This is a genomic window from Paraburkholderia guartelaensis (assembly GCF_004353905.1).
Taxonomy (GTDB): Bacteria; Pseudomonadota; Gammaproteobacteria; order Burkholderiales; family Burkholderiaceae; genus Paraburkholderia; species Paraburkholderia guartelaensis.
On the sequence record NZ_SMOD01000045.1, the window covers coordinates 36,867 to 63,009 of the forward strand.

At 60.5% G+C, this 26,143-nt stretch carries 30 protein-coding genes; 17 read left to right on the forward strand and 13 right to left on the reverse strand.

The features are described from left to right. Window positions 1-189 precede the first annotated feature (189 nt). On the forward strand, window positions 190-834 hold the full coding sequence (locus E1N52_RS36110; protein ID WP_133188838.1) for a hypothetical protein: 645 nt from the start codon (window positions 190-192) through the stop codon (window positions 832-834). A gap of 49 nt (window positions 835-883) precedes the next feature. Here the strand turns inward: E1N52_RS36110 and E1N52_RS36115 are convergent, their stop codons facing one another. Both E1N52_RS36115 and E1N52_RS36120 read right to left on the reverse strand, forming a co-directional pair. Beyond that, a complete protein-coding gene (locus E1N52_RS36115) occupies window positions 884-2,755 on the reverse strand; it encodes a sensor domain-containing diguanylate cyclase (RefSeq protein WP_133188840.1) in 1,872 nt (623 codons plus the stop codon). Window positions 2,756-2,922: 167 nt separating this feature from the next. Beyond that, complete coding sequence (locus tag E1N52_RS36120) at window positions 2,923-3,687, reverse strand: TerC family protein (protein ID WP_133188842.1); 765 nt, start codon at window positions 3,685-3,687, stop codon at window positions 2,923-2,925. Between the two features lie 415 nt (window positions 3,688-4,102). Here E1N52_RS36120 and E1N52_RS36125 point away from each other — a divergent pair, with 415 nt between their 5' ends. Both E1N52_RS36125 and E1N52_RS36130 read left to right on the forward strand, forming a co-directional pair. After that, window positions 4,103-4,963: an ion transporter gene (locus E1N52_RS36125; RefSeq protein ID WP_133188844.1), complete on the forward strand. Its 861-nt coding sequence runs from the start codon at window positions 4,103-4,105 to the stop codon at window positions 4,961-4,963. A 231-nt stretch (window positions 4,964-5,194) separates the two neighbouring features. Next, window positions 5,195-5,479: a DUF3303 domain-containing protein gene (locus tag E1N52_RS36130; protein ID WP_133188846.1), complete on the forward strand. Its 285-nt coding sequence runs from the start codon at window positions 5,195-5,197 to the stop codon at window positions 5,477-5,479. Between the two features lie 152 nt (window positions 5,480-5,631). Here the strand turns inward: E1N52_RS36130 and E1N52_RS36135 are convergent, their stop codons facing one another. Next, window positions 5,632-6,390: an SDR family NAD(P)-dependent oxidoreductase gene (locus E1N52_RS36135; protein ID WP_133188890.1), complete on the reverse strand. Its 759-nt coding sequence runs from the start codon at window positions 6,388-6,390 to the stop codon at window positions 5,632-5,634. A 400-nt stretch (window positions 6,391-6,790) separates the two neighbouring features. Here E1N52_RS36135 and E1N52_RS36140 point away from each other — a divergent pair, with 400 nt between their 5' ends. Beyond that, a complete protein-coding gene (locus tag E1N52_RS36140) occupies window positions 6,791-8,632 on the forward strand; it encodes a cytochrome P450 (RefSeq protein WP_246089366.1) in 1,842 nt (613 codons plus the stop codon). A gap of 256 nt (window positions 8,633-8,888) precedes the next feature. Here the strand turns inward: E1N52_RS36140 and E1N52_RS36145 are convergent, their stop codons facing one another. Beyond that, complete coding sequence (locus E1N52_RS36145; RefSeq protein WP_133188848.1) at window positions 8,889-9,863, reverse strand: alpha/beta fold hydrolase; 975 nt, start codon at window positions 9,861-9,863, stop codon at window positions 8,889-8,891. Continuing rightward, a complete protein-coding gene (locus E1N52_RS36150) occupies window positions 9,860-11,326 on the reverse strand; it encodes an NAD(P)/FAD-dependent oxidoreductase (RefSeq protein WP_165979526.1) in 1,467 nt (488 codons plus the stop codon). The genes E1N52_RS36145 and E1N52_RS36150 overlap by 4 nt, the downstream gene beginning before the upstream one ends. Window positions 11,327-11,607: 281 nt before the next feature. Between E1N52_RS36150 and E1N52_RS36155 the strand changes: the two genes are divergently transcribed. From E1N52_RS36155 to E1N52_RS36190, 8 genes are all read left to right on the forward strand, one after another. Then, entirely contained in the window at window positions 11,608-13,023 is a 1,416-nt protein-coding gene (locus E1N52_RS36155; RefSeq protein ID WP_133188852.1) for an alpha/beta hydrolase family protein, read from the forward strand. 172 nt (window positions 13,024-13,195) lie between these two features. Continuing rightward, a complete protein-coding gene (locus tag E1N52_RS36160) occupies window positions 13,196-13,777 on the forward strand; it encodes an RNA polymerase sigma factor (RefSeq protein ID WP_205965725.1) in 582 nt (193 codons plus the stop codon). Between the two features lie 12 nt (window positions 13,778-13,789). After that, on the forward strand, window positions 13,790-14,098 hold the full coding sequence (locus E1N52_RS36165; RefSeq protein WP_133188854.1) for a hypothetical protein: 309 nt from the start codon (window positions 13,790-13,792) through the stop codon (window positions 14,096-14,098). Between the two features lie 2 nt (window positions 14,099-14,100). After that, window positions 14,101-14,397, forward strand: coding sequence for a 4Fe-4S dicluster domain-containing protein (locus E1N52_RS36170; RefSeq protein ID WP_133188856.1), 297 nt, complete (start codon window positions 14,101-14,103; stop codon window positions 14,395-14,397). 68 nt (window positions 14,398-14,465) lie between these two features. Further along, window positions 14,466-15,182 (forward strand): O-methyltransferase, encoded by a 717-nt coding sequence (locus E1N52_RS36175; RefSeq protein ID WP_133188858.1) that lies wholly within the window; start codon window positions 14,466-14,468, stop codon window positions 15,180-15,182. A gap of 146 nt (window positions 15,183-15,328) precedes the next feature. Beyond that, complete coding sequence (locus E1N52_RS36180; protein WP_133188860.1) at window positions 15,329-15,898, forward strand: YdeI/OmpD-associated family protein; 570 nt, start codon at window positions 15,329-15,331, stop codon at window positions 15,896-15,898. Window positions 15,899-15,913: 15 nt separating this feature from the next. After that, window positions 15,914-16,306 carry a YybH family protein gene (locus tag E1N52_RS36185; RefSeq protein ID WP_133188862.1) on the forward strand — a complete coding sequence of 131 codons (393 nt, stop codon included), beginning with the start codon at window positions 15,914-15,916 and terminating at the stop codon, window positions 16,304-16,306. Between the two features lie 205 nt (window positions 16,307-16,511). Then, window positions 16,512-16,799, forward strand: coding sequence for a BON domain-containing protein (locus E1N52_RS36190; RefSeq protein ID WP_246089370.1), 288 nt, complete (start codon window positions 16,512-16,514; stop codon window positions 16,797-16,799). A 102-nt stretch (window positions 16,800-16,901) separates the two neighbouring features. Here E1N52_RS36190 and E1N52_RS36195 read toward each other — a convergent pair whose 3' ends face one another. After that, window positions 16,902-17,867 carry a LysR family transcriptional regulator gene (locus tag E1N52_RS36195; RefSeq protein WP_133188864.1) on the reverse strand — a complete coding sequence of 322 codons (966 nt, stop codon included), beginning with the start codon at window positions 17,865-17,867 and terminating at the stop codon, window positions 16,902-16,904. Between the two features lie 103 nt (window positions 17,868-17,970). Here E1N52_RS36195 and E1N52_RS36200 point away from each other — a divergent pair, with 103 nt between their 5' ends. The 3 genes from E1N52_RS36200 to E1N52_RS36210 all read left to right on the forward strand — a co-directional run bounded on the left by E1N52_RS36200 (window position 17,971) and on the right by E1N52_RS36210 (window position 19,699). Then, a complete protein-coding gene (locus E1N52_RS36200; protein WP_133188866.1) occupies window positions 17,971-18,705 on the forward strand; it encodes an SDR family NAD(P)-dependent oxidoreductase in 735 nt (244 codons plus the stop codon). Between the two features lie 72 nt (window positions 18,706-18,777). Further along, on the forward strand, window positions 18,778-19,380 hold the full coding sequence (locus E1N52_RS36205) for an NADPH-dependent F420 reductase (protein WP_133188868.1): 603 nt from the start codon (window positions 18,778-18,780) through the stop codon (window positions 19,378-19,380). Window positions 19,381-19,504: 124 nt separating this feature from the next. After that, on the forward strand, window positions 19,505-19,699 hold the full coding sequence (locus E1N52_RS36210; protein ID WP_133188870.1) for a heavy-metal-associated domain-containing protein: 195 nt from the start codon (window positions 19,505-19,507) through the stop codon (window positions 19,697-19,699). A 72-nt stretch (window positions 19,700-19,771) separates the two neighbouring features. Here the strand turns inward: E1N52_RS36210 and E1N52_RS36215 are convergent, their stop codons facing one another. The 5 genes from E1N52_RS36215 to E1N52_RS36240 all read right to left on the reverse strand — a co-directional run bounded on the left by E1N52_RS36215 (window position 19,772) and on the right by E1N52_RS36240 (window position 22,614). Further along, window positions 19,772-20,365, reverse strand: coding sequence for a hemerythrin domain-containing protein (locus E1N52_RS36215; protein WP_133188872.1), 594 nt, complete (start codon window positions 20,363-20,365; stop codon window positions 19,772-19,774). Then, a complete protein-coding gene (locus E1N52_RS36220; RefSeq protein ID WP_205965726.1) occupies window positions 20,349-20,717 on the reverse strand; it encodes a carboxymuconolactone decarboxylase family protein in 369 nt (122 codons plus the stop codon). The genes E1N52_RS36215 and E1N52_RS36220 overlap by 17 nt, the downstream gene beginning before the upstream one ends. Window positions 20,718-21,082: 365 nt before the next feature. Continuing rightward, the gene (locus E1N52_RS36230; RefSeq protein WP_133188876.1) at window positions 21,083-21,436 is read right to left on the reverse strand and encodes a cupin domain-containing protein; all 354 of its coding nucleotides are present in this window, start codon (window positions 21,434-21,436) and stop codon (window positions 21,083-21,085) included. Between the two features lie 29 nt (window positions 21,437-21,465). Then, window positions 21,466-22,173: a succinate dehydrogenase/fumarate reductase iron-sulfur subunit gene (locus tag E1N52_RS36235; RefSeq protein ID WP_133188878.1), complete on the reverse strand. Its 708-nt coding sequence runs from the start codon at window positions 22,171-22,173 to the stop codon at window positions 21,466-21,468. 192 nt (window positions 22,174-22,365) lie between these two features. After that, window positions 22,366-22,614, reverse strand: a complete 249-nt coding sequence (locus tag E1N52_RS36240) for a DUF6566 family protein (protein WP_246089367.1) — start codon at window positions 22,612-22,614, stop codon at window positions 22,366-22,368. Window positions 22,615-23,625: 1,011 nt separating this feature from the next. Between E1N52_RS36240 and E1N52_RS44365 the strand changes: the two genes are divergently transcribed. Then, window positions 23,626-23,766: a hypothetical protein gene (locus tag E1N52_RS44365; protein ID WP_165979528.1), complete on the forward strand. Its 141-nt coding sequence runs from the start codon at window positions 23,626-23,628 to the stop codon at window positions 23,764-23,766. Between the two features lie 118 nt (window positions 23,767-23,884). Here E1N52_RS44365 and E1N52_RS36245 read toward each other — a convergent pair whose 3' ends face one another. After that, window positions 23,885-24,949, reverse strand: a complete 1,065-nt coding sequence (locus E1N52_RS36245; RefSeq protein ID WP_246089368.1) for a zinc-dependent alcohol dehydrogenase family protein — start codon at window positions 24,947-24,949, stop codon at window positions 23,885-23,887. Window positions 24,950-25,034: 85 nt separating this feature from the next. On the opposite strand from E1N52_RS36245, the gene E1N52_RS36250 reads away from it, so the two are divergent. After that, window positions 25,035-25,970 carry a LysR family transcriptional regulator gene (locus tag E1N52_RS36250; protein ID WP_133188882.1) on the forward strand — a complete coding sequence of 312 codons (936 nt, stop codon included), beginning with the start codon at window positions 25,035-25,037 and terminating at the stop codon, window positions 25,968-25,970. Here the strand turns inward: E1N52_RS36250 and E1N52_RS36255 are convergent. Then, on the reverse strand, window positions 25,913-26,143 hold a 231-nt coding region (locus tag E1N52_RS36255), incomplete at its 5' end, for an ATP-binding protein (RefSeq protein ID WP_165979344.1). The genes E1N52_RS36250 and E1N52_RS36255 overlap by 58 nt on opposite strands.

Consider the following 26,143-nt stretch of genomic DNA (forward strand, 5'->3'; position numbering starts at 1 on the left):
CTGGTTATTTGCCTGTCAGCGCGATGAAAATCAGACCGACCGTGTTCCTGAAAACGCTTTCAGCCCGTTTCGCATTTCCGTTCGTGCGCCTCAGGTCGTCGCAGGCGCGACGCGCGTCCCGAAGATATCCGGGCACGCCGCACGGACACCGGGTGGAATGCACAGGGCTCGCGGTCCGAAGGAGGTGAGATGAAGGCGAACGATGGTGTCAACCCGGTCGAGTGTCGGGAGGTCATTCGAAAAAGGGCATTCGAGCTTGCGGACAGCGGCATTTTCGACGACTGTGAAGCGGTCAAGCGGGTACTGAATGCGCGTTTTCACGATGCGCACCTGCATCAGATATTCTCAAGCCCGTTCTGCCGCATGGATATCGACCAGCGCTGCCAGGCCGCCCGCACGAGAGCGGATGACAATGCGAAGCACATCACGTCGCATCTCGCGGAACGGGCCATGCCGGCGTCGTCTCGCCCGTTGGCCAGTAGTCGCCGGCAACGACCCCGCGTCCCCGCGACGCGCAGAGAATCGGCAGCGCTGACGGGGGCAATCGCAGGACTGCTGGCGGACGGTAGGGAAATGACTGCGATGCAGATGGCGCAGCAAGTCGACGCCGGGCAGCGCGAAGTGCAGCGCGCCTTGCGCGAAATGCTGGCCGGTCAGGAGGTGCGCGTCGTACGACGCACCCCGCGGTGTGCAGGCGGGCGCCCGGCGCGCATTTTCGCGCTTGCGGTTCCCGATACGGGAGGCGCTGACGCGGCCGCCGGCTTGCCTTCCTGTTGGCCGAAAGCGGATCTTGTGGTGCTGCGCGCCATGGATGCATTCGCGCGCCACCGATGACATATATGAGCACGGCGATAGCGGCGATGAAGGCGGCCGCGTGCGATTTTCATTCAGAACCTGATGGCGCCGGTGGCTCCTCTTCCGTGGTCCCCGAAGGATGCGGCGTAGCGAGATGGACACAGTTGCGTCCCGCACGCTTGGCGGCGTAGAGCGCGACATCGGCGCGCTCTTGAGCGCCCGCGAGGTCATCTTCGACCTCGCGATATGACGCGATGCCAATGCTGACGGTCTGCGAGATGGTTTGTCCACCCTCCACGACAATCGGCGTATTCCATATGGCGGTGCGAATGCGTTCCGCAACAATCTGGGCTTGCTCTGTTGTGGTGTTGGGCAGAATAACGGCGAATTCCTCGCCTCCGACGCGAGCGGCCAGATCATGCTCGCGCAATGCGCCTTCAAGGACGCGCGCCACGGCCGCCAGAACGCAATCACCGGCTGCGTGGCCGTACGTGTCGTTGACGCGCTTGAAATAGTCCAGATCCAGTGCCAGCAGCGAGAGCGGACTGTGCCGCCGCTGGGCGTGGCCAACCGCTTGGGCAGCGGCCTTCGCGAAGCTGCGGCGGTTTGGGAGTCCCGTGAGCGCGTCCACTTCGGCCTCGGTGCGTAGCTGCGTAAGTTGCTGCTGTTGATGACTGACGTCGACGAGTGAGACCAGGAGCGCGTCGGATGCGTCGGCTTGCATGTCGGCGCGGAGTCGTGTGCTGTGCAGCAGCATGTGTCGGGGTCCGTCGCGCGTGAGCATCGCGACCGCCTCGTTTGGATTGAACGCATGGTTCTCTGTCCACGCAGTGGGGGCGACGAACAGCCGGGCAAACGGTTGTCCCTTGTCCGCAAGCGCACCGAATGCAGCGAGCATGGTTTCGTTGGCGACCAGAATTTTGCCTGCACCAGTCTGGACCACAACGACCGGTGTGGGGATGCTTTTTACAATGGTCGAAATCACACTGGCGAACTGCTCGACCTGATCGTATAGCTGACGCTCACGGCGCACGAGCAGCGCCGCACTCGCGAGCATGACAAGGACCGTGGCCGCGCCAGCGAGATTGAAGTACAAACTTTGGCGCACGCTCGCACGGTATACGTTGACCGCAAGGCCGACATCAAGTGTCCAGTAGTTTGCGGTGGATCCGAGCGGGATCTTGCGCGTGGCCACCAGCTGCTGTGTGCCGTCCAGCGGGGAGCGCAAAAAGCGGGTCATCGGCGCGGGGCCTGCCGTCGCCGTGCCGTCAGCCAGCCTCAGGCCTGCCGGTATCGCGAGGTCTGCCGGATAGCGGGCGATGACCCGCCCCCCACTGTCGAGCAACAGAACAGCGCTGCCTGCCGGCAAATCCATGCCTTCCAGTGGGTGCTGTTCGACGTTGATTACTTGAACGATGACCGCGTCGAGTTCACCTGCCTGGTTACGATGCCCCTTTGCGAAAGTGAAGACCACCTCTTGTGCCCAGGCAGTGAGGTCTGTGACCAGGGTTGACGGATCGTGGCGTATACGGGCAAGCAACGAATCGAGGTCCGGCACCTGATTGCCGGCATCTGAAGACGACTTTGCGAGCAAACGGCCGTCAGGCGCGAAGACAGCGATGCGCCCATGACCGAGCGCGGGGCGCATGACCGTCGCCAGCCGCGTCAACTCGACGTCGGCGAGCGTCTGGCTGTCCAGCATGTTCTCAATCTGTGTCATCGACACGCTAACCGCCTGCAGGCGGTCCAGGATGCGTGCGGCGATAAGCGAGGCCTCGGCGTTCAGCCGCTGCGCAGCTACGGCATCTGCGGCCCGGAGGTCGTGCCAGGATTGCCAGGAATTGATCAGGATATCCAGGGTGACCAGCAGGGCAAGGACAATCAGCGCCCGTCGCAACCACGATTTGCGGGCGATGTAGTCGAGCGTCCAGCGAACGGTAGTGGTTAACGAACGTGCCATGATGTCATGGCTACCCGTGCCTCGCTTGTCAAGCATCGCAGGCGATTAGGGGCCCCTCCAGTGTGTATGCATACATCGGGAACACCCCTGCACAAGAGAAGAACTGCGAACCTCTCGCGGAGAAGGGGTTCTTGCCACGGCACTTCATGCAGGCGCGAGCCCGCAGGCTACCGGACGACCCTGGACGCCTGCGCCTGAATCTTTCTGGACTTCACTCGCCTCGCGAGCATGTTCATGCCTTCGACGAAGGCCGAGAAGGCCATCGCGGCATAGATGTACCCCTTGGGCACATGAGACCCAAAGCCTTCGGCAACCAGCGTCATACCGATGACGAGCAGGAAGCTCAACGCGAGCATCACGATGGTTGGATTGCGCTCAATGAAGCGGGAGAGGGGTCCCGCGGCAAATAGCATTGCAGCGACGGCGACGATGACCGCGACGTACATGATGGCGACATGTGAGGTCATGCCGATGGCGGTGATAATGCTGTCGACCGAGAACACAATGTCCAGCATCAGAATCTGCAGGATTGCCGCGCGCACGGTGATACTGACGGCGTCGGCGGGAGACAGCTCGTCTACTTCGTCGTCGGCAACGTGCTGATGGATTTCTCGTGTCGCCTTCCAGACGAGAAACGCACCGCCACCGAGCAGGATGATGTCCCTCCACGAAAATGGATGGCCGGCGATAGTGAACGCTGGCTCGCTCAGCCGTGCGATCCACGCGACGGTTGACAGCAGCGCCAAACGCATGACGAGGGCCAGGCCGATACCAATGCGCTGCGTACGTGCGCGCTTCGCTTCGGGCAGCTTGTTGCTGAGGATGGAAATGAATATCAGGTTATCGATCCCCAGCACGACCTCCATGACGATAAGCGTCACAAGGGCAGCCCATGCAGCGGGGTCGCGCGCAAGAGCGGGAAGGGAGTCCACGATCTACGGTTCTCCGTGAGCAAGTCGCTGGGTCGACTTCCACAGCACGTGTGCATGCGTGGCAAATTCTCTGCACCACCACATAGGCTAGATCGCCTGCCTCGTCTGTGACATCGGACCTTGGTCTGATATGAGGCGGGCGGTCGTGCAGGGTGGCGTTCGATAATGATGCAGTCGGGGCGGGATCCGTCGAACACCATCATGCAAGTCGTCTATCGACGCTCAAAGGCATGGGACCAAAGTCCGATGTCTGGTGCAACCGACTCCTGCCTATAATCTTTGCCGGAGTTCTGCACCGAACCCGGACCACGAGCCATTCATTGAACAGGCTGTCAACTTGTATCGAGTGAGCGCGGGCAACTCGAGCGACTCCACAGGCCGGAGCGCTGCCCTCTCTAATCACTCGGCCCCGCTCATGGACATCGTTCACCCAATCAAGCGCGATTTTGGCAAACCCGATCGCGGCTGGCGGCGGCACCTCTATACCGTCGTAGTCGAAGCCGACACTGACGCCGCACGGCGCTTCAATGCGGTGATGCTGTCGGCGATCATTCTCAGCGTCGCTGTCGTCATGCTGGACAGCGTAGAGGCTGTTCGTGCCCGTGAGTTGCTGATACTCGATATTCTGGAGTGGTTCTTTACGCTGCTGTTCACCGCGGAATACATTGTCCGGCTCCTGTGCGTTGAGCACCCGCTGCGCTATGCCTTGAGCTTCTTTGGCATCATCGATCTCCTGTCGATCCTGCCAACCTATCTGGGCGTACTGCTGCCTGGCTTTCATGTTCTGGTCGATGTCAGGTTGTTGCGTATGCTGCGCATCTTCCGGATCGTCAAGCTGCCTCTCTACTTCGAGGAGTCCCAGGTTCTCTGGCGCGGACTCGTCAGGAGCCGGCACAGGATCATGGTGTTTCTTGGTGTCGTGCTCATTTTGGTCGTGGTCCTCGGCACCGTCATGTACCTTGTCGAGGGGCCATCGAACGGCTTCACCAGCATCCCGGTAAGCATGTACTGGGCGGTGGTCACAATGACCACCACGGGCTACGGCGACATTCATCCGAAGACGCCGCTCGGACAATTCATCACTTCGCTGGCGATCATGCTCGGGTATGGCGTAATTGCGTTCCCCGCGGCGATGGTTGGTGCCGGGGCAGTGACGGCGGCGCGCCAATTGCAGCGTCCTCCTCGTGTCTGTCCCGGATGCCATGCTGAGGGGCACGACGCTGATGCAGCGTTTTGCAGGCACTGCGGCGAGCCGCTTCCCCCGATCGACGGTTAATAGTCGGCTTTTCCGTATGTGCGGCTTCGCACACTACGCTCACCCGTTGGAGCCGAGACCTATCTGGTTTACCTATCCTCGATGGTATCTCGTGGCTTCGCCCGAGGGCATGGACGATGCGATGAATCCATGCCGGCAAGTGGGCGACGAACCGTCGCGATGTCGGGGCGTCCACCATGAAGAGCGGGCGTGCCACGAGTCGGCATCGCCATCGTGGAGGGGACATTCGCCATGAAATTTATTGTTCAATGGAAAGGTGAGCCGGCAACGCAGCAGGCTGCAATTGAGCGCTTCATAAAAACAGGCGGCCAGCCGCCCGATAACGTCACGATGCTGGGCCGCTGGCATGCAGCCGGCGAGTTTAGGGGCGTTGCGATCGTCGAAGCGGCGGACGCCAGCGCAGTCGCGGCGATGACGGTCCAGTGGGGGGATATCTTCTCCTTCACAACGTCGCCTGCACTCACTGACGAGGAACTCGGTGCTGTTCTGGCATCTCAGCAACGGCCGGCAACCTGAAATCCACTGGCGTTGGATGGCCGGGCCTGGCGCGCGTCAGGGGCGCGCCCAGAGCATCTTCACGTCATACCTTTGCCACCAACCCGACGTCAGACGGCGAGCGGCGGACCCGAATCCGCCGTTCGCCGTTTCCACGTTCTACGACGTCTGCGCTACGAATCGACCTTCACGCTCATTCCGCCGTCTGCCATCACGACCGATCCAACCATGAAGCTGGCTCGCGCGGAGGCAAGAAACAACACAACTTCCGCAATTTCCTTTGGATCGGCTGCGCGCCCCATAGGCGCGCTCTCCCCGTGAGCGGCCAGCGCGGCGACGCCATTGCCATCCGCCGCCACGGTGTTGAGGATATTCGTGAGTACGTCGCCGGAACCGACAGCGTTCACTCTGATTCCGTGCTCGATCGCCTCCAGCGCAAGCGTTCGCGTGAGTTGTGCAAGCGCAGCTTTGGATGCGGTATAAGCTGCAATCGTTGGGAATGCGAAGTACGACGCATAGGAAGCCACATTGACGATAGCGCCTGAACGCCGGGGAATCATTGCCTTCATGGTTTCGCGTGAGTGCAGGAAGGCACCGGTTACGTTGGCGTCGATGATACGCTCCCAATCGGCGCGCGACATGTCCACCACGAGCTTGTTGATGATGATGCCCGCGTTGTTCACAAGCAAGTCTAGCTGCGAGAATCGTTCGATGGCGAGCGCAACAGCCTTCTCGGCACTGCCGTCTGCGGAGATGTCCGCGACGAGCGGCACGACGTTGGGGCCCGCTAGCGACTCGACCGCGGGATCGATATCCTCGGCCACCACTTTCGCACCGCGTGCCACGAGCAGTTCCGTGATCGCGCGCCCAATGCCACTTGCCGCGCCAGTGACGATGGCGAACTTGCCTTTGACTTCTTCAGTACCGTACATGTCTATTTCCTCAAAGTTGAATTGTTCGTCAAGCTGATGATCGGCTCGAAAACGCAGGAGGAAATGTACGTGCGACGGACATGCGGCGACATAGCTGGCGTTCTCGCGCAGCCGCCGCAAAAGTCGGCTATGAGAGCCCCTCGCAATTCGAGGGGCGCAAACGCGGCTTCCTATCTCAACCCGATGAATATCGCCGCGGCGTTTCGCTAGCTGCGCGTGGCCGCGTAGTCGCACAGAGTCGGGATTTCGGTCCTTTTGAGCGTCTCCATCAAATGATGGAGGCCAAATCAATCCATCACGCATACGATCGCAATCAATGGCGGACTGGGATGCCGGTCCTTGACGACGTGGAGGGCGTTCGACTCGGCTCGGTTGGCTTCCTGGGAATCGACCCGTGTAAATGAAGGAGAACGAAATGGACGTGAGGCTGGACGCAAAGCAACCGGGCTCCCCAGAAACAGTGGTCGTAGCCCGGACGGACGAACTCACGGAAAATGACGTCAAGGCCGTACAGATCGACGGAATCGAACTGATCGCTGTCCTGCACGCAGGTAGCATTTCGGTTTTCCAGGGCCGTTGTCCGCATCAGGGTACCCTGCTATCGGAAGGAACGGTTAAGGACGGGATTTTGACCTGTCGCGCGCACGGCTGGCAGTTTGCTTGCGCGTCCGGTTGCAAGATCGGCGAGCGCGTGCCGCAATTGAAGCGATTCGGTGCAATCGTCGACGGCCACGATGTCAAGGTCGACCGGAGCGAGGTTCTCGCATGGAGCGCGCAGCAGCCAGCCGATTCAGGCGACCCTGTATCGCAGGCTTGCGTATCTCCAGTCCGTACTCTCGCGCAGCTTCCGGGCCCCACAGGTATTCCTCTTTTTGGAAACACGCTCCAGGTCGCGCCCAGCCGGCTTCATCTCATCCTGGAACAATGGAGCCGGAAGTTCGGTCCGGTGTACGCATTCAGCCTGATGGGTCGCCCCTTTGTTGGCATTGCCGATCCGATTCTCATCGGTCAGATCTTGCGCGACCGGCCGGGCGCGTGGCGCCGCTGGGATGTGATAGAGACGGTTGCACAGGAGTTGGGTCTCAACGGCGTGTTTTCCACGGAAGGCGAAACGTGGCGAAGACAACGTCAGCTCGTCGCCAAAGCACTGGACCCCGCACATCTGCACGCATTCTTCCCCACGCTGTGCACGATGACCCGGCGGTTGATGCAGCGTTGGGAGAAGGCCGCGCGCGACCAGGAGTCCGTCGATATTCATAGTGATCTGATGCGCTATACGGTGGATGTGACAACGAACCTCGCATTCGGATACGACATGGACACTATCGAGAGCGGGGGAGACGTGATCCAGCGCCATCTCGAAGTCGTGTTCCCGATGATTAACCGGCGCATCAATGCGCCTTTTCCGTACTGGCATTACTTCAAGCTACCGGCCGATAAAGCGCTGGATCGCGCCTTGATCGCCGTTCAGACACTAACGAGGGACCTCATAGCGAGTAGCCGTGCGCGTCTGGCGCAGCGGCCCGACTCCGACTCCCGTCACGCGAATCTTCTGGAGGCACTGCTTACCGCCCAACACGAAGGGCTGACGCCGCTAACCGACGAAGAAGTGCTCGCGAATGTGTTCACGATCCTGCTGGCCGGCGAGGACACGACAGCAAACACCATCGCGTGGATAGCCTATTTCATGTCGTCCTACCCCGACGTACAGCGGAAGATGCAGGAGGAGGTCGATTCCGTTCTCGAATCGAGGTCAACGCTCGAAGAAATCGATGAGGCGAATGCGCTTGTCTATCTGGACGCGGTGACCCATGAGGCCCTGCGGCTCAAATCCGTGGCGCCGGTCATTGCGCTCGAGGCGAATAGCGACATTCAGGTGGGCGACCTTGCTATCCCCAAGGGAACGGTAGTGTCGTTGCTGACTCGCCTGGCAGGATTGCCGCAAGGAGGGAACTCAGCGGACGAGGCTTTCGACCCGGACCGTTGGCTGACCGGCACCAACGCCGCCAGTCATCATCGGGCCGGATTCATGCCGTTCGGGTCTGGTCCTCGTCTCTGTCCGGGCCGGAGTCTGGCTACGATGGAAGTTAGATCAGCGATAGCGATGCTGTGCCGCAACTTCAATGTATCGCTCGCCAAAGGCACGTCGGAAGTCGAAGAGGTGTTCGCATTTTCGATGATGCCGCGAAACCTGCGCGTCGTCCTCGGTCGACGCGACGACCATCCTGTTCGTCACTTGTGATCGCCGCTGCCGAGTGTGATTCGACCGCCCATTGCATCACGTGCATCGTGCGCGCACCACTCGCAAAGAACGCGAGAGAGTTCGGAAATCGCGTCGTCGGCTCGCCGTTGAACATGGCGCCCGTTCGCCCTTGGCCGGGCTAGTTGCTCGACGACATATGTTGCGCGATCGAATTGGGCGTTTGGTGCGCTATCGACTCCGATGACCGCTTGCTGTGCCGAGGGGGCGTTGGGACGTCAATGTTGTGGTGGTTAGCTCACCCATCGAGTTCGTTCAGGAAGGAGAGCAGTAACCGGTTCACTTTCCCGGCGCGCTCGCGCTGCAGCCAATGGCCCGCACCTTCGAGTACGTGAGCACCGCGCAACCCCGGCAGCACTTGCGGCAACGCAGCGACGCGCTGCTGCATGCCCGGAAACCTGAGTACATCGTCGCGCGATCCACCGACGAAGAGCGATGGCTGGCGAATCGGGCAACCATACCAGGGGGCGAGCAGTTCCGCGCTCCTGCGAATTGCGCGGTACCAGTTCAATCCACCACGGAAGCCGGTGCGTTGGAACTCCCCAACGACATAATCCAGGTCGTCCTGAGGAAGCCAATCCGGTAACACGTCGGGGTCGACGGTGTTGGTGAGGATCCCGGCGCCCGGCGCGAGGATGCCGGCCACCATGCGGTCCGGGCCGTCGCCCGACATGCTGAACGTGAGGCGGCGCATGGTCGCTGCGACGTCGGCCTGAAGCTCTTCCTCAGCCACGCCCTCCTGCTGGAAGTACTGCATGTAGAAGGTCGTCACGCCTTGCCGCTCGAGTGCCGTTAGCAAGTCGAGCTTCGCGGGCGGCACGTAAGGTACGCTCAGGCCGACGACGGCGCGAAAGACGTCGGGCCGTAGCAGCGCGCTGTTCCAGGCCGCCGGCGCTCCCCAGTCGTGGCCCACGATCACCGCCGAACCGGCACCGAGTACCCTGACCAGTTCCACCATGTCGCCTGCGTGGTGCAGCATCGTGTACTGAGCAGGGTCGGGCGGGGCGTCGGTACCACCGTAGCCGCGCATGTCCGGCGCGGCGGCGCGATAGCCCGCATCCGCGACCGCAGCCATCTGCGCGCGCCAGGACACCCACGACTCCGGAAACCCGTGGCAAAACACTACGAGCGGCCCATCGCCCTGCAGCGCGACTCGCATGCGGATGGCGCCGACCTGCAGCGTTTCGAGTTGCACCTCGCGGGGGATGTTCATGCTGCCTCCGCTGCTGCCAGCAATTGAGGAATGCGCTGCGCGGCATCAAAAGCCTTGGCGCCGACGGCCTTGAGAAGATCCTGCACGGCAGCGTCGACCGCCACGCCTTTGAGAACCACAACCTGCCCGTTGAGGCGGCACTGCCTGAGCCAGGCGCTCAGGTCGGGGTGCTGCTGCCAGTGCGCGGCATTGGCGAGAGTCGGCAGCCACATGCGTAGGTAATCGATCGGCAGTTCGGGCGGGGGCACCGGCATGCACATCGCATTCTGTTCCTGCAGATTCTTCAGGTGCGCTTCGACCCAGGCGATTATGCTGCCGGAAAAGACAGGCTGGCACCAGCGGACCATCAGGAGGTTGATCGCCTCGTCCTGAAACACCGGCACGTCTGGCACCGGCTGGATCGCGGAGGCAGTGCAATCGATGTACAGCGTGTCAGGATCGGCCGCGAGTTCACCCTTCTCCAGCACGATGCGCGACGCCTCGATCGCGCGCACACGACCCAGTCGCACAATCTCACCGACCTTGCGCAATTGGGTCATCTCGCCGCGCGATACGAGTGCGCAGCGGTAGGTCGTGGGTTGGATGGCAGGGTCGATCCGCATCAGCGCGCCGCCCGCTTCGAGTCGCCGGAACAAATCGGGGACGTCGCGCGCGTCGCGGATCGCATCGAATTGCATCGCGCTGTTCTCGAAATAACGTCGCCAGCCAGCGGGGCCGGGCTGCATGTTGGCACGGTCCATCACCCACGCGTCACGCGGCATGATCCAGCGGATCCGTTCGTGCGGCACACCGTTCTCGATCAGCCAGATGCACGCATCCATGCCGGTCTTGCCGGAGCCGACGATGGTATAGCGCGAGTAAGGCCGCGTAACCTTCGGCAACTCGTTGCAGGGAACGCATTGCACACCCGCGGCCACGCTGTATTTTGGCGGGTGAGTGGACGGCACCTCGGTTTTCGCAAGCGTGGCATTCACCCATTTGTGCCGCGCGCGCACCTCGTGCTCGGCGCCGGTCAGCAGCGAGCGGAAGCGGTGCGTGCGGCCGTCACTCGCGAAGTGATCGCATTTCGGGAACCACTGCACGCGGCCAGAGGGAATGAAGCGTTGCTTCATCACCTGCTCGAAATGCGTGAGCACCTCGGCGCCCGAAGCGAGACCAAGCATGCCTTCGTTAAAGCCCGTCGCTTCATGCGACCAGTCACTCAGTTCGCGCGACGCCACGCCATACCAGGCGGATGGCTGGTGCAGCCGTACATACGGATAGGTATCGTTCCAATGGCCACCGGGACGATGGTGGCGATCGACCATCACGACTCGCGCATCTGGCGACTCGGTGAGCAACGTGTCGACGAATGCCATGGCGGTGGCGCCTGTCCCCGTCACGAAGTAGTCGGACTCGATCGATGCCATGTCACCCTCCTTATTGGGAGACCTTGGAGCCGCGTCATAGCGATCCCGGCGCATTAGCCCCTCGCCCGATAGATGCACGTCTAGCGCACCCTCGGCTCGAATAGGGCGAGGAATATCCGATGGTCCCTCAAGCATTGATGTCGTTTGGTGCGACACCGCACATACTTGGCGTGATCGACATGCAGGACTGCTTTTAGGGACTGGAGCAGTCGCGCTCGTTCAATGACATATACAGTCAATTTTAAAGTTTGTTGTGTGATGTGCCGTTGACCACGACGTACCGACGCGTTGCCGTAAGGGCAACCCGCAGCGAATTCCCTAACAAAAAAGAATAGATGCCGCTACGTCTAAAGTTTTCGCTTTCCTTTCTTCTGGGTGCTTTCGTTCTGCTTTCATTGCTGCCGCAGGCCGCATGGGCGGCAGACCGCAGTGCGGTCGAACCAGAGGCGCCGCTCAACGAGAAAGTTGTTCGCGTACCCGTTCAAACGTCGCCGCTAGTCACATTGGAAGTGACGGTGTATATGCCTGCACACTCTGCAGGCGGCGGGTCCTTTCCACTCGCGCTCATCAATCATGGCGCGTCGCACGATCCGATGAACGCGCCACGCGTGGGCGATGAATTCATCGTCTGGTACTTCCTCTCGCGAGGCTACGCCGTAGCCATGCCGATGATGCGTGGCTACGCGCATTCCTGGGGCCATCTCACACCGCACGGATGCGACGTGCTTGCCATCGGCACCGATGCCGCCAAAGACATTCGCAAGGTCCTCGACTATGTGAAAGACATGCCGGGCATCGACGCCACACACATCGTCGTCGCGGGAAAGAGCATGGGAGGCTGGAATACGCTCGTATTCGGCGCACAGAATCCTGCCGACGTGAAAGGGCTGCTCAATTTTGCGGGCGGCGTGAAAGAGGGCGATTGCAGCAAGCCCGACGAGAGCCTGATTACAGCTGCCGGTGAACTCGGCGCACATACGCGCGTGCCGTCGATCTGGTTCTACGGCGACAACGACCAGATTTTCTCCAGTGCGACGTGGAAAGGCATGTATGCCCACTACACGGGCGCGGGCGGTCACGCGCAACTGGTGGACTATGGCAGCTTCCAGCAGGACGCTCACGCCATGACAGCCTCGGGTGCGGGGCTTCCGCTATGGATTGCGAAGGCCGACGCCTTTCTGGCGAGCATCGGCATGCCGGGCAGCGAAGTCAATCAGGAGTACCTTCCGCATCCTGAGCTGCAGGCCAGCGGCTATGCGCGCATCAACGACCTCAATGCCGTTCCCTACCTCAGTGCGCTGCAGAAGGCCAAGCTCTATGCCAGCTATCTGGCGGCGCCGCTGCCTAAAGCGCTCGCCATCGGCAGTACGAACGGCACATGGGCTTCCGGTGGATTCGACGCTGCGCGCAGCGCGATGCAGCAATGCTGGAAGATCTCGCAGTATTGCCAGCTCTACGCGGTCGACAATACTGTCGTGTGGCCGCGTCAGGAGTCGGCTCCGCCGACGACGAATTTCGCATCGCTTCAGGACGTCGACGCGGTGCCTTATTTACACGCCGATGGGCGGCAGGCATATACGCATTATCTGACCGCGAGACGGCCTCGGGCATTTGCGATCGCACGCGATGGTGGATGGGGGCAGGCCTCCGGGATCGACTCGATCAACGCTGCTTTGCTGCAGTGTGCAAGCGGCCACGAGGAATGCCGCGTTTATTCCGTGGACGGTGATGTTGTCTGGGCCACAAAGTAGTTTGTCCATTGAGCGGCGGTGGAGCGACAGCGCAACAGAAGCGGCCCCACTTCATCCCTTTACGTAACGGATCACGATCCTGTTGCGCGCTGCTTCGAGCGAACCGGCAGCTCACAGAGCGATTTTTTTGCCTTCGCCACAATATTCGCGTTCCTGAAACGTCTTCAGGTGCATGGAACCGCCACCCACCTCGCATCCGATGACCGATCGAGACAGCGACATCACGGCGACCGTGGTGCGTGAGCGCACCAGGCTCGTCAATTTTATCCGGCGCCGAATAGGCGACGCGGACGATGCCGAGGACATCCTGCAGGATGTGTTCTCCGAATTTGTGCAGGCCTACCGGCTCCCGGCTCCGATCGAACAGGCGAGCGCGTGGCTGTTTCGTGCCGCGCGTAACCGCATCATCGATCGTTTTCGCAAGAAGAAAGAACAGCCGCTGCCGGATCTGCCGGGGGACGACGACGAGGCCGGCAGCGAATATCGCCTCGATCTGGCGCTACCGGCGCACGATGCGGGTCCCGAGGCTCTTTACGCTCGCGCGCTGCTGCTCAAGGCCTTGCAGGACGCGCTCGATGAGTTGCCGCCGAATCAACGTGAAGTGTTTATCGCGCACGAACTGGAGGGGCGGTCCTTCAAGGATATGGCGGCGGAAAGCGGCGTCACGCTCAATACGCTGCTCGCGCGCAAACGCTACGCGGTCTTGCATCTGCGCGCCCGGCTGCAGGCCATGTACGACGAACTGGGTATTTAGAGGAGTCAACGAGTGAAATTTCGAATCAGATGCGTGGGGAAAGCGCTGCTTGTGGTGGTCGCCATAGGCGTGCTCGGCTGGGTGGTCATGACCCTCTGGAATTGGGTAATTCCGGCGCTATTCGTGGGCGCCCGTGCGATCGACTTCGCGCATGCCTTGGGCTTGCTCGTATTGAGCCGCATCCTGTTCGGCGGATTCCGCGGGCACGGTGGCTGGCGCGAAAGGCGTCGCTGGCGCAAATGGGAAGCGATGACGCCTGAAGAACGGGAGCATTTCCAGTCGGCATGGCGATCAAGGCGCGATCGGCGCGAGGGAGATTGAACATGCGCGAGAAATCAGCCGCCGACTGCAAGCAGCAACCGGGCGTGATCGCACCGGTTGTCGACCTGAAGCGTTGCGAAGGCAAGGGCGATTGCCTCGCGGTCTGCCCCGAGAATGTGTTTGAGATCCGGCGCATCGATGAGGCCGATTACCGCAGCCTCGATTTGATGCATCGCTTCAAGCTGCGCGTGCACGGCATGAAAGTCGCCTATACGCCGAACGCGCACGCTTGCCGCTCGTGCGGGCTATGCGTGACGGCATGCCCTGAGCACGCGATCAAGCTCGCTAGATCCGCATAGCATGACACGGCTTTGCTGGTGGCGGTCATACGCGTCAGCAGAACTATCGATTTCGTCAGGGAGCGCACATGGCATCATCAACTACAGTTCTTCTGCGGCAGCTTCACGAGCAGAGCCAGAGAGAAGTGATAGCCCGCGCACGCGCGCAGTTCCATGGATCGAGTGAGGAGTTTCTGACGCTCGCGGATGAATACGAAGCGCTCGCGCCGCGACTGCGCGGAAGGTTTCTCGAAACGCTAGGGCTATCCAGCGAAGATTTCGAGTCCTCGCAAGGCACACCGCTATCGTTGGCTGTCTCGGAGGAAACGGGAAGGTTTCTGCACAACATGGTGCTTGCACACAAACCGGCTCGAATCCTCGAACTCGGCAGTTCGTGTGGTGTGTCCACGCTGTATTTTGCCGATGCGCTTCGCATGTTAGGCAGCGGCATGGTCGTGGCGACTGAACTCGATGCTGGCAAGTGCGCGCATCTTCGGTCTCACGTCAGAATGGCGGGCTTAGACGCTTATGTTGACCTGCGGGAGGGCGATGTATTCCAGACCATTTCTGAGCTGGACGGCACTTTCGACATGGTGTTTATCGACGTATGGGCCAACACCTATCTGAATCTATTCAAGCAGACTGAGCGCTTGCTACACGCGGGATCGATTGTGCTCGCCGACAACATGTACACAGCCGAGGACGCTGTTCGGCCATATAAGCGCTACCTCGACAACGATCCACGCTTTTCGACCACGACGCTGGACTTTGAATCAGGGGTCGAATTTACCGTCGTCGTTTCGTGAGCGCAGTGTGTCAGTTGCGTCGCCGCGCTGAACTGTCGATAAATCGAGTATTCGCAAATTCGCGAAAATCCGCGCAAATCGGTAATCTGCGAGGTATCAGTGAATGAAAAAGCCTCGATGCCTGAATGCAACCGTTCGGATCTTCCATGACTGAGCCTCGTCTGACATTCCTTGACCAGAATGAATGGGAAAACTGGTTGACGCAAAACGGCGGTTCCTCGACCGGGATATGGCTGCGCCTTGCCAAGAAGGGCGCCGGGCAGCCAACCTTGACTTACGAACAAGCGCTGGAAAGTGCCCTTTGTCATGGCTGGATCGACGGTCAAAAACAGACGGAAAGTGCGGAATACTGGTTGCAACGCTTCACTCGACGCTCTGCAAAAAGTATTTGGTCCAGGCTCAACAAAGACCGCGCCGAAGCGCTGATCGCCGCAGGCAGAATGCTTCCTTCGGGCATGCGAGAGGTCGAGAAAGCCAAAGAGGATGGACGCTGGGAGGCTGCCTATACGTCCGCCAGCAACTCGGTCGTGCCGGACGACCTGCGGGCCGCACTGGATGCCAATCCCAAGGCCAGCGCGTTCTTTGCGACGCTGAGCGGCCGAAACCGTTACGCCATCCTGTTTCGGATACAGAATGCCAAAAGGCCCGCAACACGGGTGCGCAAGATCGAGGAGTTCATCGGCATGCTGAATCGGGGCGAAACCATTTATCCCTAAACCAGGAGGTTGCAGATGGGATCCGATGAACGAGCCATTCGTGAGGTGCACACAACGTGGATTGAAGCAGTCAACGCGGGCGATCTTGTCCGCTTGCTCACCTTGATGGCGGACGATGTCGTGTTTTTGAATCCGGGTCGAGCGCCGCTCGGCCGGGAGGGATTTCCCGCCGGCTTCTCGGCCGCGCACCAACAATTCCAGATCCGTTGCATCAGCGAACTGGATGAGATCGTGATAGCCGGCGAAGTCGCCTACACGTTGTGCCGGGACTCGTTGTCTGTGACACCACGCGCTGGCGGAGAAGCAACGGCGCTGGCTGGTCATCGGGTCACCATATACCGCAAACAGCCCGACGGCCGCTGGCTTCTGGCCCGAGACGCCAACACGCTGTCCCCGGTGGCAAGCTGAGGCGCAGGAATCGCCTCGCTCCATGCAGAAGGCATAGCCCCTTGAGTCATTCACCGATAACGACGAACCTATACGAAGATCGGACTTGTGGGTCTATCAGCTTTTGCTGAACGGGAGCATGAACGTGAGTAGTGCGAGCGTAAAAATCTGCGCGATCCTGGTGATGGTCCCCATGAGTTGTGCCTCGATCCACGCTGGCGCGCACATGGGTGAGAACACGGGTGCCGGCGCGACAGCGCAACGGGTGGCGTACTCGACGTCGCGGCTTCAGAACAGGCCGGATAGTGCCGTGATTCGTGACGTCCGTAGCGCCCTTTGGCGAGCGCCACGCCTGGATGCTTCAGGGATTCGGGTCAGGGCGCGCCTCGGCGTCGTGACGCTCACGGGATGGGTGCCTGAGCGCAGGCAGATCGCGCTCGCCGGCAACACGGCAAGATCGGTGCGCGGAGTCAGGTCGGTGACGAATCAGTTGATCTTGCGGAACAGCCGTTAGCCAGTGACTCGAGAAAATGAAGTGAGTACATCACGGGTAGGTCACGCGATGACCGCTCGTGGCCGAATACCGTCCGATGCGGCAAGCCTTGCTGACTGTTGCTCACGCGTGGCGAGCCTTCACGCTTGTCTTGCCTTTGCGTGAGACGGAGCGCTTGCTGGCACCCTTCGAGATGCGATGAGGATTGCCGAGTAGCTCGACCAGCCGTGTCTCGCATTCGGAAAACGCGTAACCGCGCCGCTGCGAGATCATGAACGTGAGGGGGCGCATGTGCCATGCGCGCCGTTGGAGTTCGACAAGTGTTCCATTCGCGAGGTCTTCCGCGACCAGATGATGCGGCATGTGTCCCCAGCACAAGCTTCCTCTGAGCAGATCGTGCTTCGCGCCCAGGTCATTCACCAACCACTGGCGTTCACTGGCGACCCCCAGTTGTGTCTTGTCCGCATCGGGCTGATTGTCGGTTACGACGAGCTGGATGTGCCGGCCAAATTCCTCCCGCGGGATCGACCCCTTGATTGCGGCCAGCGGATGCGATGGCGCACAGACGGTCACCATTTGTGCTTCACATAAATGCTGCCTTTCTATGGTGTTGGGGCTCAGTTCCGGCACGTCCGTGATCGTCACTGCCAATGCGCACGTGCCTTCGAGAACCAAACGCTCGCCGCCCTGCATGGTCGTCATGCGCAGATTGATTGCAACCGTCGGAAAGTCCGCCTGCAGGGTGCGCAGGCATTCGATCAGGTGCGTACGCGGAAAATAGGTATCGACGGCAATCGAGACCTGTGGGACCCCGGCTTCAGCAATCGAAACCGCGCGCATCTTCATTTCCTCGGTGCGTGAGATCACCCCACGAGCATCCGGCAGGAGACTGCGGCCCGCGGCCGTAAGCGTCGCTTTGCGCGTGTTGCGCTCGAACAGCAACACATCAAACGCACTCTCGAGCGCGTTGATGGAGTGACTGATCGCCGACTGTGCACGCCTCAGCTCCCGTGCAGCCCCTGAAAAGCTTCCTTGGTCACACACGGCGACGAAGGCCCGCAGTTGATTGATGGTGACGTTGTCGAGCATACATATCTAAAAAGTAGATGGCACCTATAGATATTTAGTCAATTGGCTTCATGAATCAAGCGCTTCAAAATCGAGTCTGTCTTTTTTTTGAAGGATGCATGGCATGAACAGACTGAATGGAAAGACCGCCGTGGTAACCGGTGGCGCGACCGGCATTGGCCGCGCCGCAGCAAAGCGCTTCATCGAGGAGGGTGCCTTCGTATTCATCTTCGGCCGCCGGCAGGACGCGCTCGACGCCGCTGTAGCCGACCTCGGGACCCATGCCCGTGCGGTGAAGGGCTCGGTCTCCGTTCCGGCCGACCTCGACAGACTCTACGCTGAGGTGAAGGCCGAGCGCGGAACCCTTGACATCGTCTTCGCCAATGCCGGGGCAGGAAGCCAGCTTCCGCTCGGCGAGATCACCGCTGAGCACATTGACGAAACCTTCGACACCAATGTGAAGGGCGCGATCTTCACGGTCCAGAAGGCGCTGCCGCTGATGGGCGTCGGCGGCTCGATCATCCTGACCGGATCGAGCGCCGGCACCACCGGCGCCCCGGCGATGAGCGCTTACAGCGCGAGCAAGGCGGCGGTGCGCAACCTCGCGCGGACCTGGGCGGAGGATCTGAAGGGCACCGGCATCCGGGTCAACGTGCTGTCGCCCGGGGCGACAGCGACCGAACTCGCGAAGGAAGCGCTAGGCGAGGAGGGCCAGAAGATCTTCGCCTCGATGACTCCGCTCCAGCGCATGGCTGATCCGGCGGAGATCGCGGCGGCGGCTGCCTTTCTCGCGTCGCCGGACAGCAGCTTCATGACCGCCAGCGAAGTCGCCGTTGACGGCGGCCTGGCGCAACTCTGACGCGCAACGCGCTACGGTGCTCCGTTCGATTAGGCGGAGCGCCGTAGCGCGTGGCAAACCGAAGGAAACGATATGAGCTACGCAATTATTGGCTTCGGCAAGATCGGCCAGGCCCTTGCCAAGGCGTTTGCCCGAAGCGGCATCGAAGTATCCGTTGCAACCACTCGCGACCCGGGAAGCTTTGCTTCCGACGCGGCCGAGATCGGACCCGAGATCATTCCCAAAACACTGGCAGAAGCCATCAAGGCGGACATCATCTTTTTGGCCGTCCGTTTCGAGTCGCACCCGAACATCGCGAAGGCGCTTCCCACCTGGCAGGGGAAGACCATCGTCGATGTGACCAATGCCTACGGCGTGCCCCCTGAGGAGCTGGGAGGACTGCCTTCTTCCACGTTCGTTGCGCAGGCCTTCTCTGGTGCAAGACTGGTCAAGGGCTTCAACCATTTGGCCGCTGCCATCCTTGACCAGAATCCGGCCGTGCATGGTGGCAGGAGGGTCGTGTTCCTGGCGAGCGATGATGACGGCGCCGCGGCGGAGATTGGTGCGCTTGCGGAAAAGCTCGGCTTCTCGCCGATCAAACTTGGCGGGCTTTCGGAAGGTGGGCTGCTAGTCCAGGCGCGCGGAAATAGCTGGGGTCAACTGATCTTTAAGGACCTGGTCAAGTTCGACCGATGAATCGTGGGTCAAATCTGATGATCCGCAATGATAAGGGGCCACGAGCATTTGCCGCAGTCGAGGCGCTTGACCTTCCAACGATGGTAACCCCTAAGCTGAGACTATCTCTCATCAGGAGCTCACCATGAAGTTCTATCTCGACAATATGACCTGCGGCGGTTGTGCACGCACGGTGACACGTGCGATTCAGTCGATTGATGCGGGCGCAAGCATCATTACGGACCCGTCAACCCGGCTCGTGCAGATCCAAACCTCCCTGCCGGAAGCGGATATCGTGTCAGCGCTGGGTGAGGCGGGTTTCCCTCCGCGTTCGAAGTAACTTCCAGCAGCCCGCAAATGACCCAGGGCAGCGCCACGCCAAGCGTCTGTTGACCGTTTGAGATCTGACCAACTATGAATGCGAACGGCGGTTTGTGGCCGCCCCCTGGCATGAGCAACCGGCTTCGGCAGCGATCACGTGGTGCAGTTGAACGAAGCGCTCGTGCACCGGCGTTTGAAAAAGCGGGTCGGCTGATCGAATTGGGCTTGCCTGCAAAATTGCGGACCACTCGTCGGACTCCAGATGACGCGTCGCGATGGGAAATATCGTGAGTTCCTCAAAGGCCATGTTGTGGCGTAGCCGCTCCGCGTACAAGCGGATACGAAACTCGAGGAGTTCTCTGGACATATTTTCATCACGCATCAGTGATTCGATATCCTGAATCAATTCGTGGCCATGAAGCGCCAGCGTCGCGTGCTGCGCTGATAGTTCGCTTCCCAATTCGTGGGCCAACGCGTTCTTCTCGAGCAGCTTGCCGATAATGCGGTTCTCTAGTGCATGATGGTTCACGTCGGGAAACTGCGTGAGGTAGTACAGGGCGTCCACGACCAGTGCGCTGTTCGCAGCTGCCTGAGCGTCGCGGAGCGTCGATTGACGCTCGAGCAGGCGCACGAGTCCCTCCAGACGTCGGTGTTCGGCGATCAGGTTGTCAATGATGTTCGCCATGCTGGGCCTCGCTCGAATTCCCCTCGTTCTTCATCACGGCGAGCGCCAGTGTTGAATGCGCGTAAGCCGCACCCGCGCGCATCTCGGCTGCGACCCAGATTGCTTCCATGATCTCGCTCTCCGACGCCCCAGCCTTCAAGGCCTCCTTCGTGTGTCCACGTATGCAATAGGGACACTGCGTCACGTGCGCGACGGCCACTGCGATCAGTTGTTTCGTCTTCGCTGGCAGCGAGCCGTCGGCAAAAACGCTGCTACTGAAAGCCCTGAATGCTGCGAGTGCTTCGGGTGCAAGTTTCCGGCGGAGTCCGGCGATTTCCGCGTCTGGCTGCGGATACATTGAGTTTTCCATCATTCACCTTTTGCGAAAGCATGGACGTTCGCGGTCGACATCGTCGTGCTCAATTCAGCCCGACGTGGCGGTGCTGACGTCGCCATGAAACAAGGCCGGTTAGCGTGCCGTCACGCCGGCCCGGTTGTGGAACCCGTTCGTAACCACCTCTTGAGCTCCAGATACGCAACGATGAAGCGAAGTCGGTGGGGATGAGCGTGCGCGAAATGCCTCTTGTCGAGGACCGCGCGACGGTAGATGTGCATCGTGCGACGCACCCACTCGGTGGCCTGCTGCAACCCGTCACGTTCGATAAGAAACGCAATGCGTGCGCGCTCGCTCATTCTCGCCTCTCTGTCCTCTTCCAGGCCTCGCCTTTCGTTCCCCTGCTAAGTGGCCTCCGGGTGGCCGCGACCTTGTGGACGATAAAGGGTTAAGAGCACTGAGCCGCTTTCCACGGCCTCGAGCCAATGTGGCTCGCCGGCGAGCACAAACAACATATCGCCGCTGCGCATCAGTTGCGCTCCCGCGCCGGTGCCAAATTTGACAACGCCTTCCAGGCACTGCACGGTTATTTCTCCGGCCGCCCGGTGCTCCTGGACGTGCTTGCCCATCGGAAGGACGAGCCGAACGACTTCCAGGTAGTCCGACCGCATGAGGGTAACGGACTTCGAATTTCGTAATGCATCACCAAGGGGGCGAACGTCGATCAGTTCGCCCGGTTTCAGCCGTGGTGTTGCCATAGCAGCCTCGCTTCGTTCGTTTGCGGCACTCAGATCGTCCGGCGCGCAAGCATGGTGCGGATCTCGCCAATCGCTCTGGCCGGATTCAGGCCTTTCGGGCAGACCTCCGTACAGTTCAGTATCGACCGGCAGCGGAAGAGGCGGTACGGATCGTCGAGATTATCAAGCCGCTCACCCGTGGCCTCGTCGCGGGAATCGACCAGAAAGCGATAGGCCTGCAGGAGGCCGGCAGGCCCGACATACTTATCCGGATTCCACCAGTACGAAGGGCATGCGCTGGAACAGCACGAGCACAAAATGCACTCGTAGAGACCATCGAGTTGATCGCGCTGCTCGGGCGTCTGGAGCCTTTCCCGCTCGGGTGGCGGAGTATCGTTGATCAGGTAAGGCTTGATCGAATGGTACTGTTTGAAGAACGTGGTCATGTCCACGATCAGGTCGCGAACGACTGGCAACCCCGGTAGCGGGCGCAGGACCGTGTGGCGGGGAATGTCGTTGAGGTTGGTTATGCAGGCGAGCCCGTTCGTGCGGTTGATGTTCATCGCATCCGAGCCGCACACACCCTCGCGGCACGAGCGCCGGAAGCTCAGTGTCTCGTCGATTGATTTCAGGCGGACGAGTACATCAAGCAACATCCTGTCATCCGGGGTGATCTCTATCTCGTACGTTTGCATGTACGGCCGTGGATCCCGATCAGGATCGTAGCGGTAGATTTCGAAAGTTCTTTTGTCGCTCACGATGTTCCTCCTCTGTGGAGATCGCGTGTCCGGCGCGAATCGCGCATTGACGTCCCGAATTCACTGTTCGCCATGGTCTGCCGCCGACAAGACCAGAGATCCTGACTATGCCCAATAGTCACATCACGATGCAATAAATGTGGCGCGTCGCATGCGGCCTGAGATTGCTTTAGCAGGTGCATCGTGTCGCTCTTACGCGGCCCGCTCACTTAACCACTGCGGCTCATCCAGCACACCACGATCGATCAACTTCACTGCGTATTCGAGCGCGTCGCGTTGGGCCTCGCCCTCGGACAGCCATCGTTCACTGAAATACGGCAGATGCCAATCGGCGAGTATCTGACCGGCTTTTTCGATCTTGACGGTTGCAATAAAACCATCAGGCGCCGAGTCGCGCGTTTCGATTCGACGAACGGGGAAAACGTGGATGCTGACGGCCATTCCCTTCCACGACTCGAAAGTTGCGGTTCGCATTGGATCCCTCCATCACAGGCCATCAGTCAACTTCGCCAGGCGTCCTGCAGCTATGTGTGCACAGGAGGTGGCGCCCGCGGGGCGCCTGCCGGACATGCCGACAAGGCTGAACATCGAAGTGGATACCATCATGTCGCAATTGCCCAAGGAAAGACATTCTACGAACGGAAGATGTAGCCCCCAGAAGGTTAATCGCGTAATACGTGTGTATGTTCCGAGTCGGTCCACGCTCGAAGCGTTGATCCTTCAGGACTGGGTGGCCGGTTACGGGGCGGAGCCGACGCTTGAACGTCCGACCGGCGACGGACGTGAACGTTGGTTTGCGGCCGACTCCGGAAGTTCGCTAACCACGCGGTGACCGCTGATAGTGGTGTGGTGCGAGCTTCCGGAAACGACCCTTGTCTGTCACTCGTTGACTGTCGGCAACTGGCCGCTGTGGACACGAATTCGGACGGACATCTGGCGGGATAAACGGCAATAGACGAATGAGCATGATCAAGGCGGCAAGCAGCATGCAGTCGCACGATACTGCCCAGAACGCGGCGTCAACATTCAGGTATTAATTCAGCCGCTATTGCATTTTTCCACGCGATGCCCTCATTTTTTCACTACGTTTACGCGGCATGGCTTACCCTGACACAGGGTTGAAACCGGAGGGACCTCTGGACGCTGCTGATGGGTTCGTCCATATGGCGACGCGTCGCAGCTTCAACTCGCGGCGACGTTCGTTCGCGCTCGTACGAGTCATTCGCCACCGGGCGCGTGAACAAGCACGCACGGTCAGTCGTGCGCATCAACACAGATAAGGAGTCGAAATGTCGGACCCTGACAGTTATCCCATATGCCGCTCACCTCTACCTTTGTTTTTGAGTGAGGAAAGCAAGTAGACCTCTGTCGCCGCGCCAATGACCTGCCCGGTCTTCCGTGTCTACTGGCTTTCCACAATAACGCGTCAAGCCAGACGCACGGAGCACAATCATGAACTTCGGCCTCCTCCTGTCGAACCTGCCGCACGTCGATGAAGCACGTGTCCAGTACGACGCGATACTTTCGCTGCAAACGCGGGAACAGCACCGGTTCGCCGCCTTCTGGCGCCGCCTGAAAACCCTCATATCCTGAGCAACTGTGGGGCTTCCCACCATACGCGAACGCGCGGATGCAATGACGACGGCCGCACTGAATCCGGGCGCTCGAACCCAGCGCGGCCATTTACAGCATCGACGCGCGGACTCTGCGCTTACGCGTCGTCGCCGATTCTGATCACCACTTTGCCGAACGGGCCGCGAGCAAGATGCTCAAATGCCTGCACGGCCTCGTCGAAGCGATAGATACGATCGATGAGAGGCTTGATCTTGTGCGCATTGAGGAACACGTTCATGCGCTCAAAGGAGGTGCGAGGCGCGACGGCGATCCCGCGAATCGTCGTTTGCCGGAAGATCAGCGGCATCAGATCGAGAGCGGTCGTCTGTCCCGTCAGGAAACCAACCTGTGCGATCACGCCTTGTACCTTGGTGGCAGCAACGGACTGGTTGATCCCGTTCCCACCGGCGACGTCGATCGTCACATCCGCGCCTAAACCACCGGTCAGTTCGAGTACATTCGCGGACCAGTCCGGATTCGTCCTGTAATTGATCCCTTCGACCTTGTCGCTATTGAGCAGAGCCTTTACCTTCGCCAGACTCTCGTCCTTGCTCGACGTGACGATCACGCGCGCGCCATGTGCAATGGCGATCTGCGCCGCAAAAATCGACACGCCTCCGGTTCCCTGCACGAGCACCGTTTGTCCCGCCTCGACATGGCCGACGTCGGTCAATGCATACCAGGCGGTCAACGCGGCGATCGGCAGGGTCGACGCTTCCTCGTCGCTCATCGACGCCGGTGCCGGCACCGCGCTGTCTTCGTGGATGATCATGTATTCGGCGAGGCCTCCCGGTAGCGGCATCCCGAGGCAATACGCGGGTTCGTCGGGTCCAGGCGCACCATCGATCCAGTGCGAGTACAGCGTCGAGTTCACACGGTCACCGACCTCGAAGCGGGTTACGCCGTTGCCGATGGCGACTACTGTGCCGGCCGCGTCCGACACGGGAATCAGCGGCTTGGGCACGCTCGCGGGCTCATAGATGCCGTCGACGATAGCCTTGTCGCGGAAGTTCAGCGATACCGCGCCGACCTTCACAAGGAGTTCGCCCGGTTGCGGAGTGGGGGTTTCCACCTCGCCTGCGCGCAGGTTACGGAGACCAAAATCGTCGAGAAGCCATGCTTTCATTACATACCTCATGTTCGCTGCAACGGCGGATGCCATCGTGCTGAACAGTGTAATTTTGGCGACACGGTTGAGTTAGACGATAAAATTCCGGACATTCCATCCTCCCATTCCGGAATCAACCATGGACGATCGCTTTGCCGGAATCCGCGAGTTCGTTGCTGCCGTCGATCACGGCAGCTTTACAGCGGCGGCGGAGACGCTGGGCATCACCGGGTCGGCGGTCGGCAAGAGCATCTCGCGGCTGGAGGTGCGGCTCGGCGTGCAACTGCTGCACAGGACGACGCGCCGCATTGACCTGACGACCGCGGGCGAGACGTTCCTGCTCACTTGCCGGCGCATCCTCGAAGAGCTGGACCAGACCGAAGCCTTTCTGTCCACCGGCCATGAGCAACCCATCGGCCGACTGCGCGTCGATCTGCCAACGACATTTGGTCGCCGCCACATCGTGCCTGCATTGTTGAGTTTGACGCAGCGATTTCCACGTCTGGATCTGGCCGTCACCTTGCAGGACCGGGCAGTGGATCTTGTGAGCGAGGGCGTTGATCTGGCGGTCCGGATCGGAACGCTAGATGCATTTCCGGATCTCGTTGCGCGCAAGCTTGGCGAGCAGAGGCTCATCATTTGTGGCGCGCCCGATTACCTCGCGCGGCGCGGCGAACCGCTACGACGCGACGATCTGCTCGCACATGATTGCCTGATCGGCTGGCGACGCAGCACGCGGTCCGGCTGGTTGCTGGCAGACGCGGGGAACGGCGACGAAGCCTCGTACTTCGATGTGCGAGCGCGCCACGAACTGACGGACGGCGACACGTTACTGAACGCGTGCACATCGGGCTGCGGTCTCGCCCAGCTTCCGGGATGGCTCGCAAGAGATGCCTTGCAAACGGGCGCGCTGCGTGAGGTTCTGCCGAGCCTCTCGACAACGACACCGATCCCCGATGGGCAGTTCAAACTCCTCCACTTGTGGGCGGCTAAATTCCCCCAGGCAGGACGAGCGGATTATGCGTCGGATTCCTCAGTGACGGCAAGCCTGGCAGCGGCTTCACGGAGACGATAGCTCTTGCCTTCAAACTCGAGGAGTTTGGAGCGATGCAGCAGACGGTCAAGGATCGTCGAAGCCATGGTGCTGTCGCGAAGGTAGCGCCCCCAGTCCTGGACGACGCGGTTGGACGTGACGAGGATGCTGCGGCGTTGCTTGTAGCGTTGATGGACGAGGGTCTGCAGCAGTTC

Coding starts and splice junctions, on each gene's coding strand:
- E1N52_RS36110 (WP_133188838.1), top strand. CDS start 190: ATGAAGGCGAACGATGGTGTCAACCCGGTCGAGTGTCGGGAGGTCATT.
- E1N52_RS36115 (WP_133188840.1), bottom strand. CDS start 2,755: ATGGCACGTTCGTTAACCACTACCGTTCGCTGGACGCTCGACTACATC.
- E1N52_RS36125 (WP_133188844.1), top strand. CDS start 4,103: ATGGACATCGTTCACCCAATCAAGCGCGATTTTGGCAAACCCGATCGC.
- E1N52_RS36130 (WP_133188846.1), top strand. CDS start 5,195: ATGAAATTTATTGTTCAATGGAAAGGTGAGCCGGCAACGCAGCAGGCT.
- E1N52_RS36135 (WP_133188890.1), bottom strand. CDS start 6,390: ATGTACGGTACTGAAGAAGTCAAAGGCAAGTTCGCCATCGTCACTGGC.
- E1N52_RS36140 (WP_246089366.1), top strand. CDS start 6,791: ATGAAGGAGAACGAAATGGACGTGAGGCTGGACGCAAAGCAACCGGGC.
- E1N52_RS36145 (WP_133188848.1), bottom strand. CDS start 9,863: ATGAACATCCCCCGCGAGGTGCAACTCGAAACGCTGCAGGTCGGCGCC.
- E1N52_RS36150 (WP_165979526.1), bottom strand. CDS start 11,326: ATGCGCCGGGATCGCTATGACGCGGCTCCAAGGTCTCCCAATAAGGAG.
- E1N52_RS36155 (WP_133188852.1), top strand. CDS start 11,608: ATGCCGCTACGTCTAAAGTTTTCGCTTTCCTTTCTTCTGGGTGCTTTC.
- E1N52_RS36160 (WP_205965725.1), top strand. CDS start 13,196: ATGGAACCGCCACCCACCTCGCATCCGATGACCGATCGAGACAGCGAC.
- E1N52_RS36170 (WP_133188856.1), top strand. CDS start 14,101: ATGCGCGAGAAATCAGCCGCCGACTGCAAGCAGCAACCGGGCGTGATC.
- E1N52_RS36175 (WP_133188858.1), top strand. CDS start 14,466: ATGGCATCATCAACTACAGTTCTTCTGCGGCAGCTTCACGAGCAGAGC.
- E1N52_RS36180 (WP_133188860.1), top strand. CDS start 15,329: ATGACTGAGCCTCGTCTGACATTCCTTGACCAGAATGAATGGGAAAAC.
- E1N52_RS36185 (WP_133188862.1), top strand. CDS start 15,914: ATGGGATCCGATGAACGAGCCATTCGTGAGGTGCACACAACGTGGATT.
- E1N52_RS36190 (WP_246089370.1), top strand. CDS start 16,512: ATGGGTGAGAACACGGGTGCCGGCGCGACAGCGCAACGGGTGGCGTAC.
- E1N52_RS36195 (WP_133188864.1), bottom strand. CDS start 17,867: ATGCTCGACAACGTCACCATCAATCAACTGCGGGCCTTCGTCGCCGTG.
- E1N52_RS36200 (WP_133188866.1), top strand. CDS start 17,971: ATGAACAGACTGAATGGAAAGACCGCCGTGGTAACCGGTGGCGCGACC.
- E1N52_RS36205 (WP_133188868.1), top strand. CDS start 18,778: ATGAGCTACGCAATTATTGGCTTCGGCAAGATCGGCCAGGCCCTTGCC.
- E1N52_RS36210 (WP_133188870.1), top strand. CDS start 19,505: ATGAAGTTCTATCTCGACAATATGACCTGCGGCGGTTGTGCACGCACG.
- E1N52_RS36215 (WP_133188872.1), bottom strand. CDS start 20,365: ATGGCGAACATCATTGACAACCTGATCGCCGAACACCGACGTCTGGAG.
- E1N52_RS36220 (WP_205965726.1), bottom strand. CDS start 20,717: ATGATGGAAAACTCAATGTATCCGCAGCCAGACGCGGAAATCGCCGGA.
- E1N52_RS36230 (WP_133188876.1), bottom strand. CDS start 21,436: ATGGCAACACCACGGCTGAAACCGGGCGAACTGATCGACGTTCGCCCC.
- E1N52_RS36240 (WP_246089367.1), bottom strand. CDS start 22,614: ATGGCCGTCAGCATCCACGTTTTCCCCGTTCGTCGAATCGAAACGCGC.
- E1N52_RS44365 (WP_165979528.1), top strand. CDS start 23,626: ATGAACTTCGGCCTCCTCCTGTCGAACCTGCCGCACGTCGATGAAGCA.
- E1N52_RS36245 (WP_246089368.1), bottom strand. CDS start 24,949: ATGGCATCCGCCGTTGCAGCGAACATGAGGTATGTAATGAAAGCATGG.
- E1N52_RS36250 (WP_133188882.1), top strand. CDS start 25,035: ATGGACGATCGCTTTGCCGGAATCCGCGAGTTCGTTGCTGCCGTCGAT.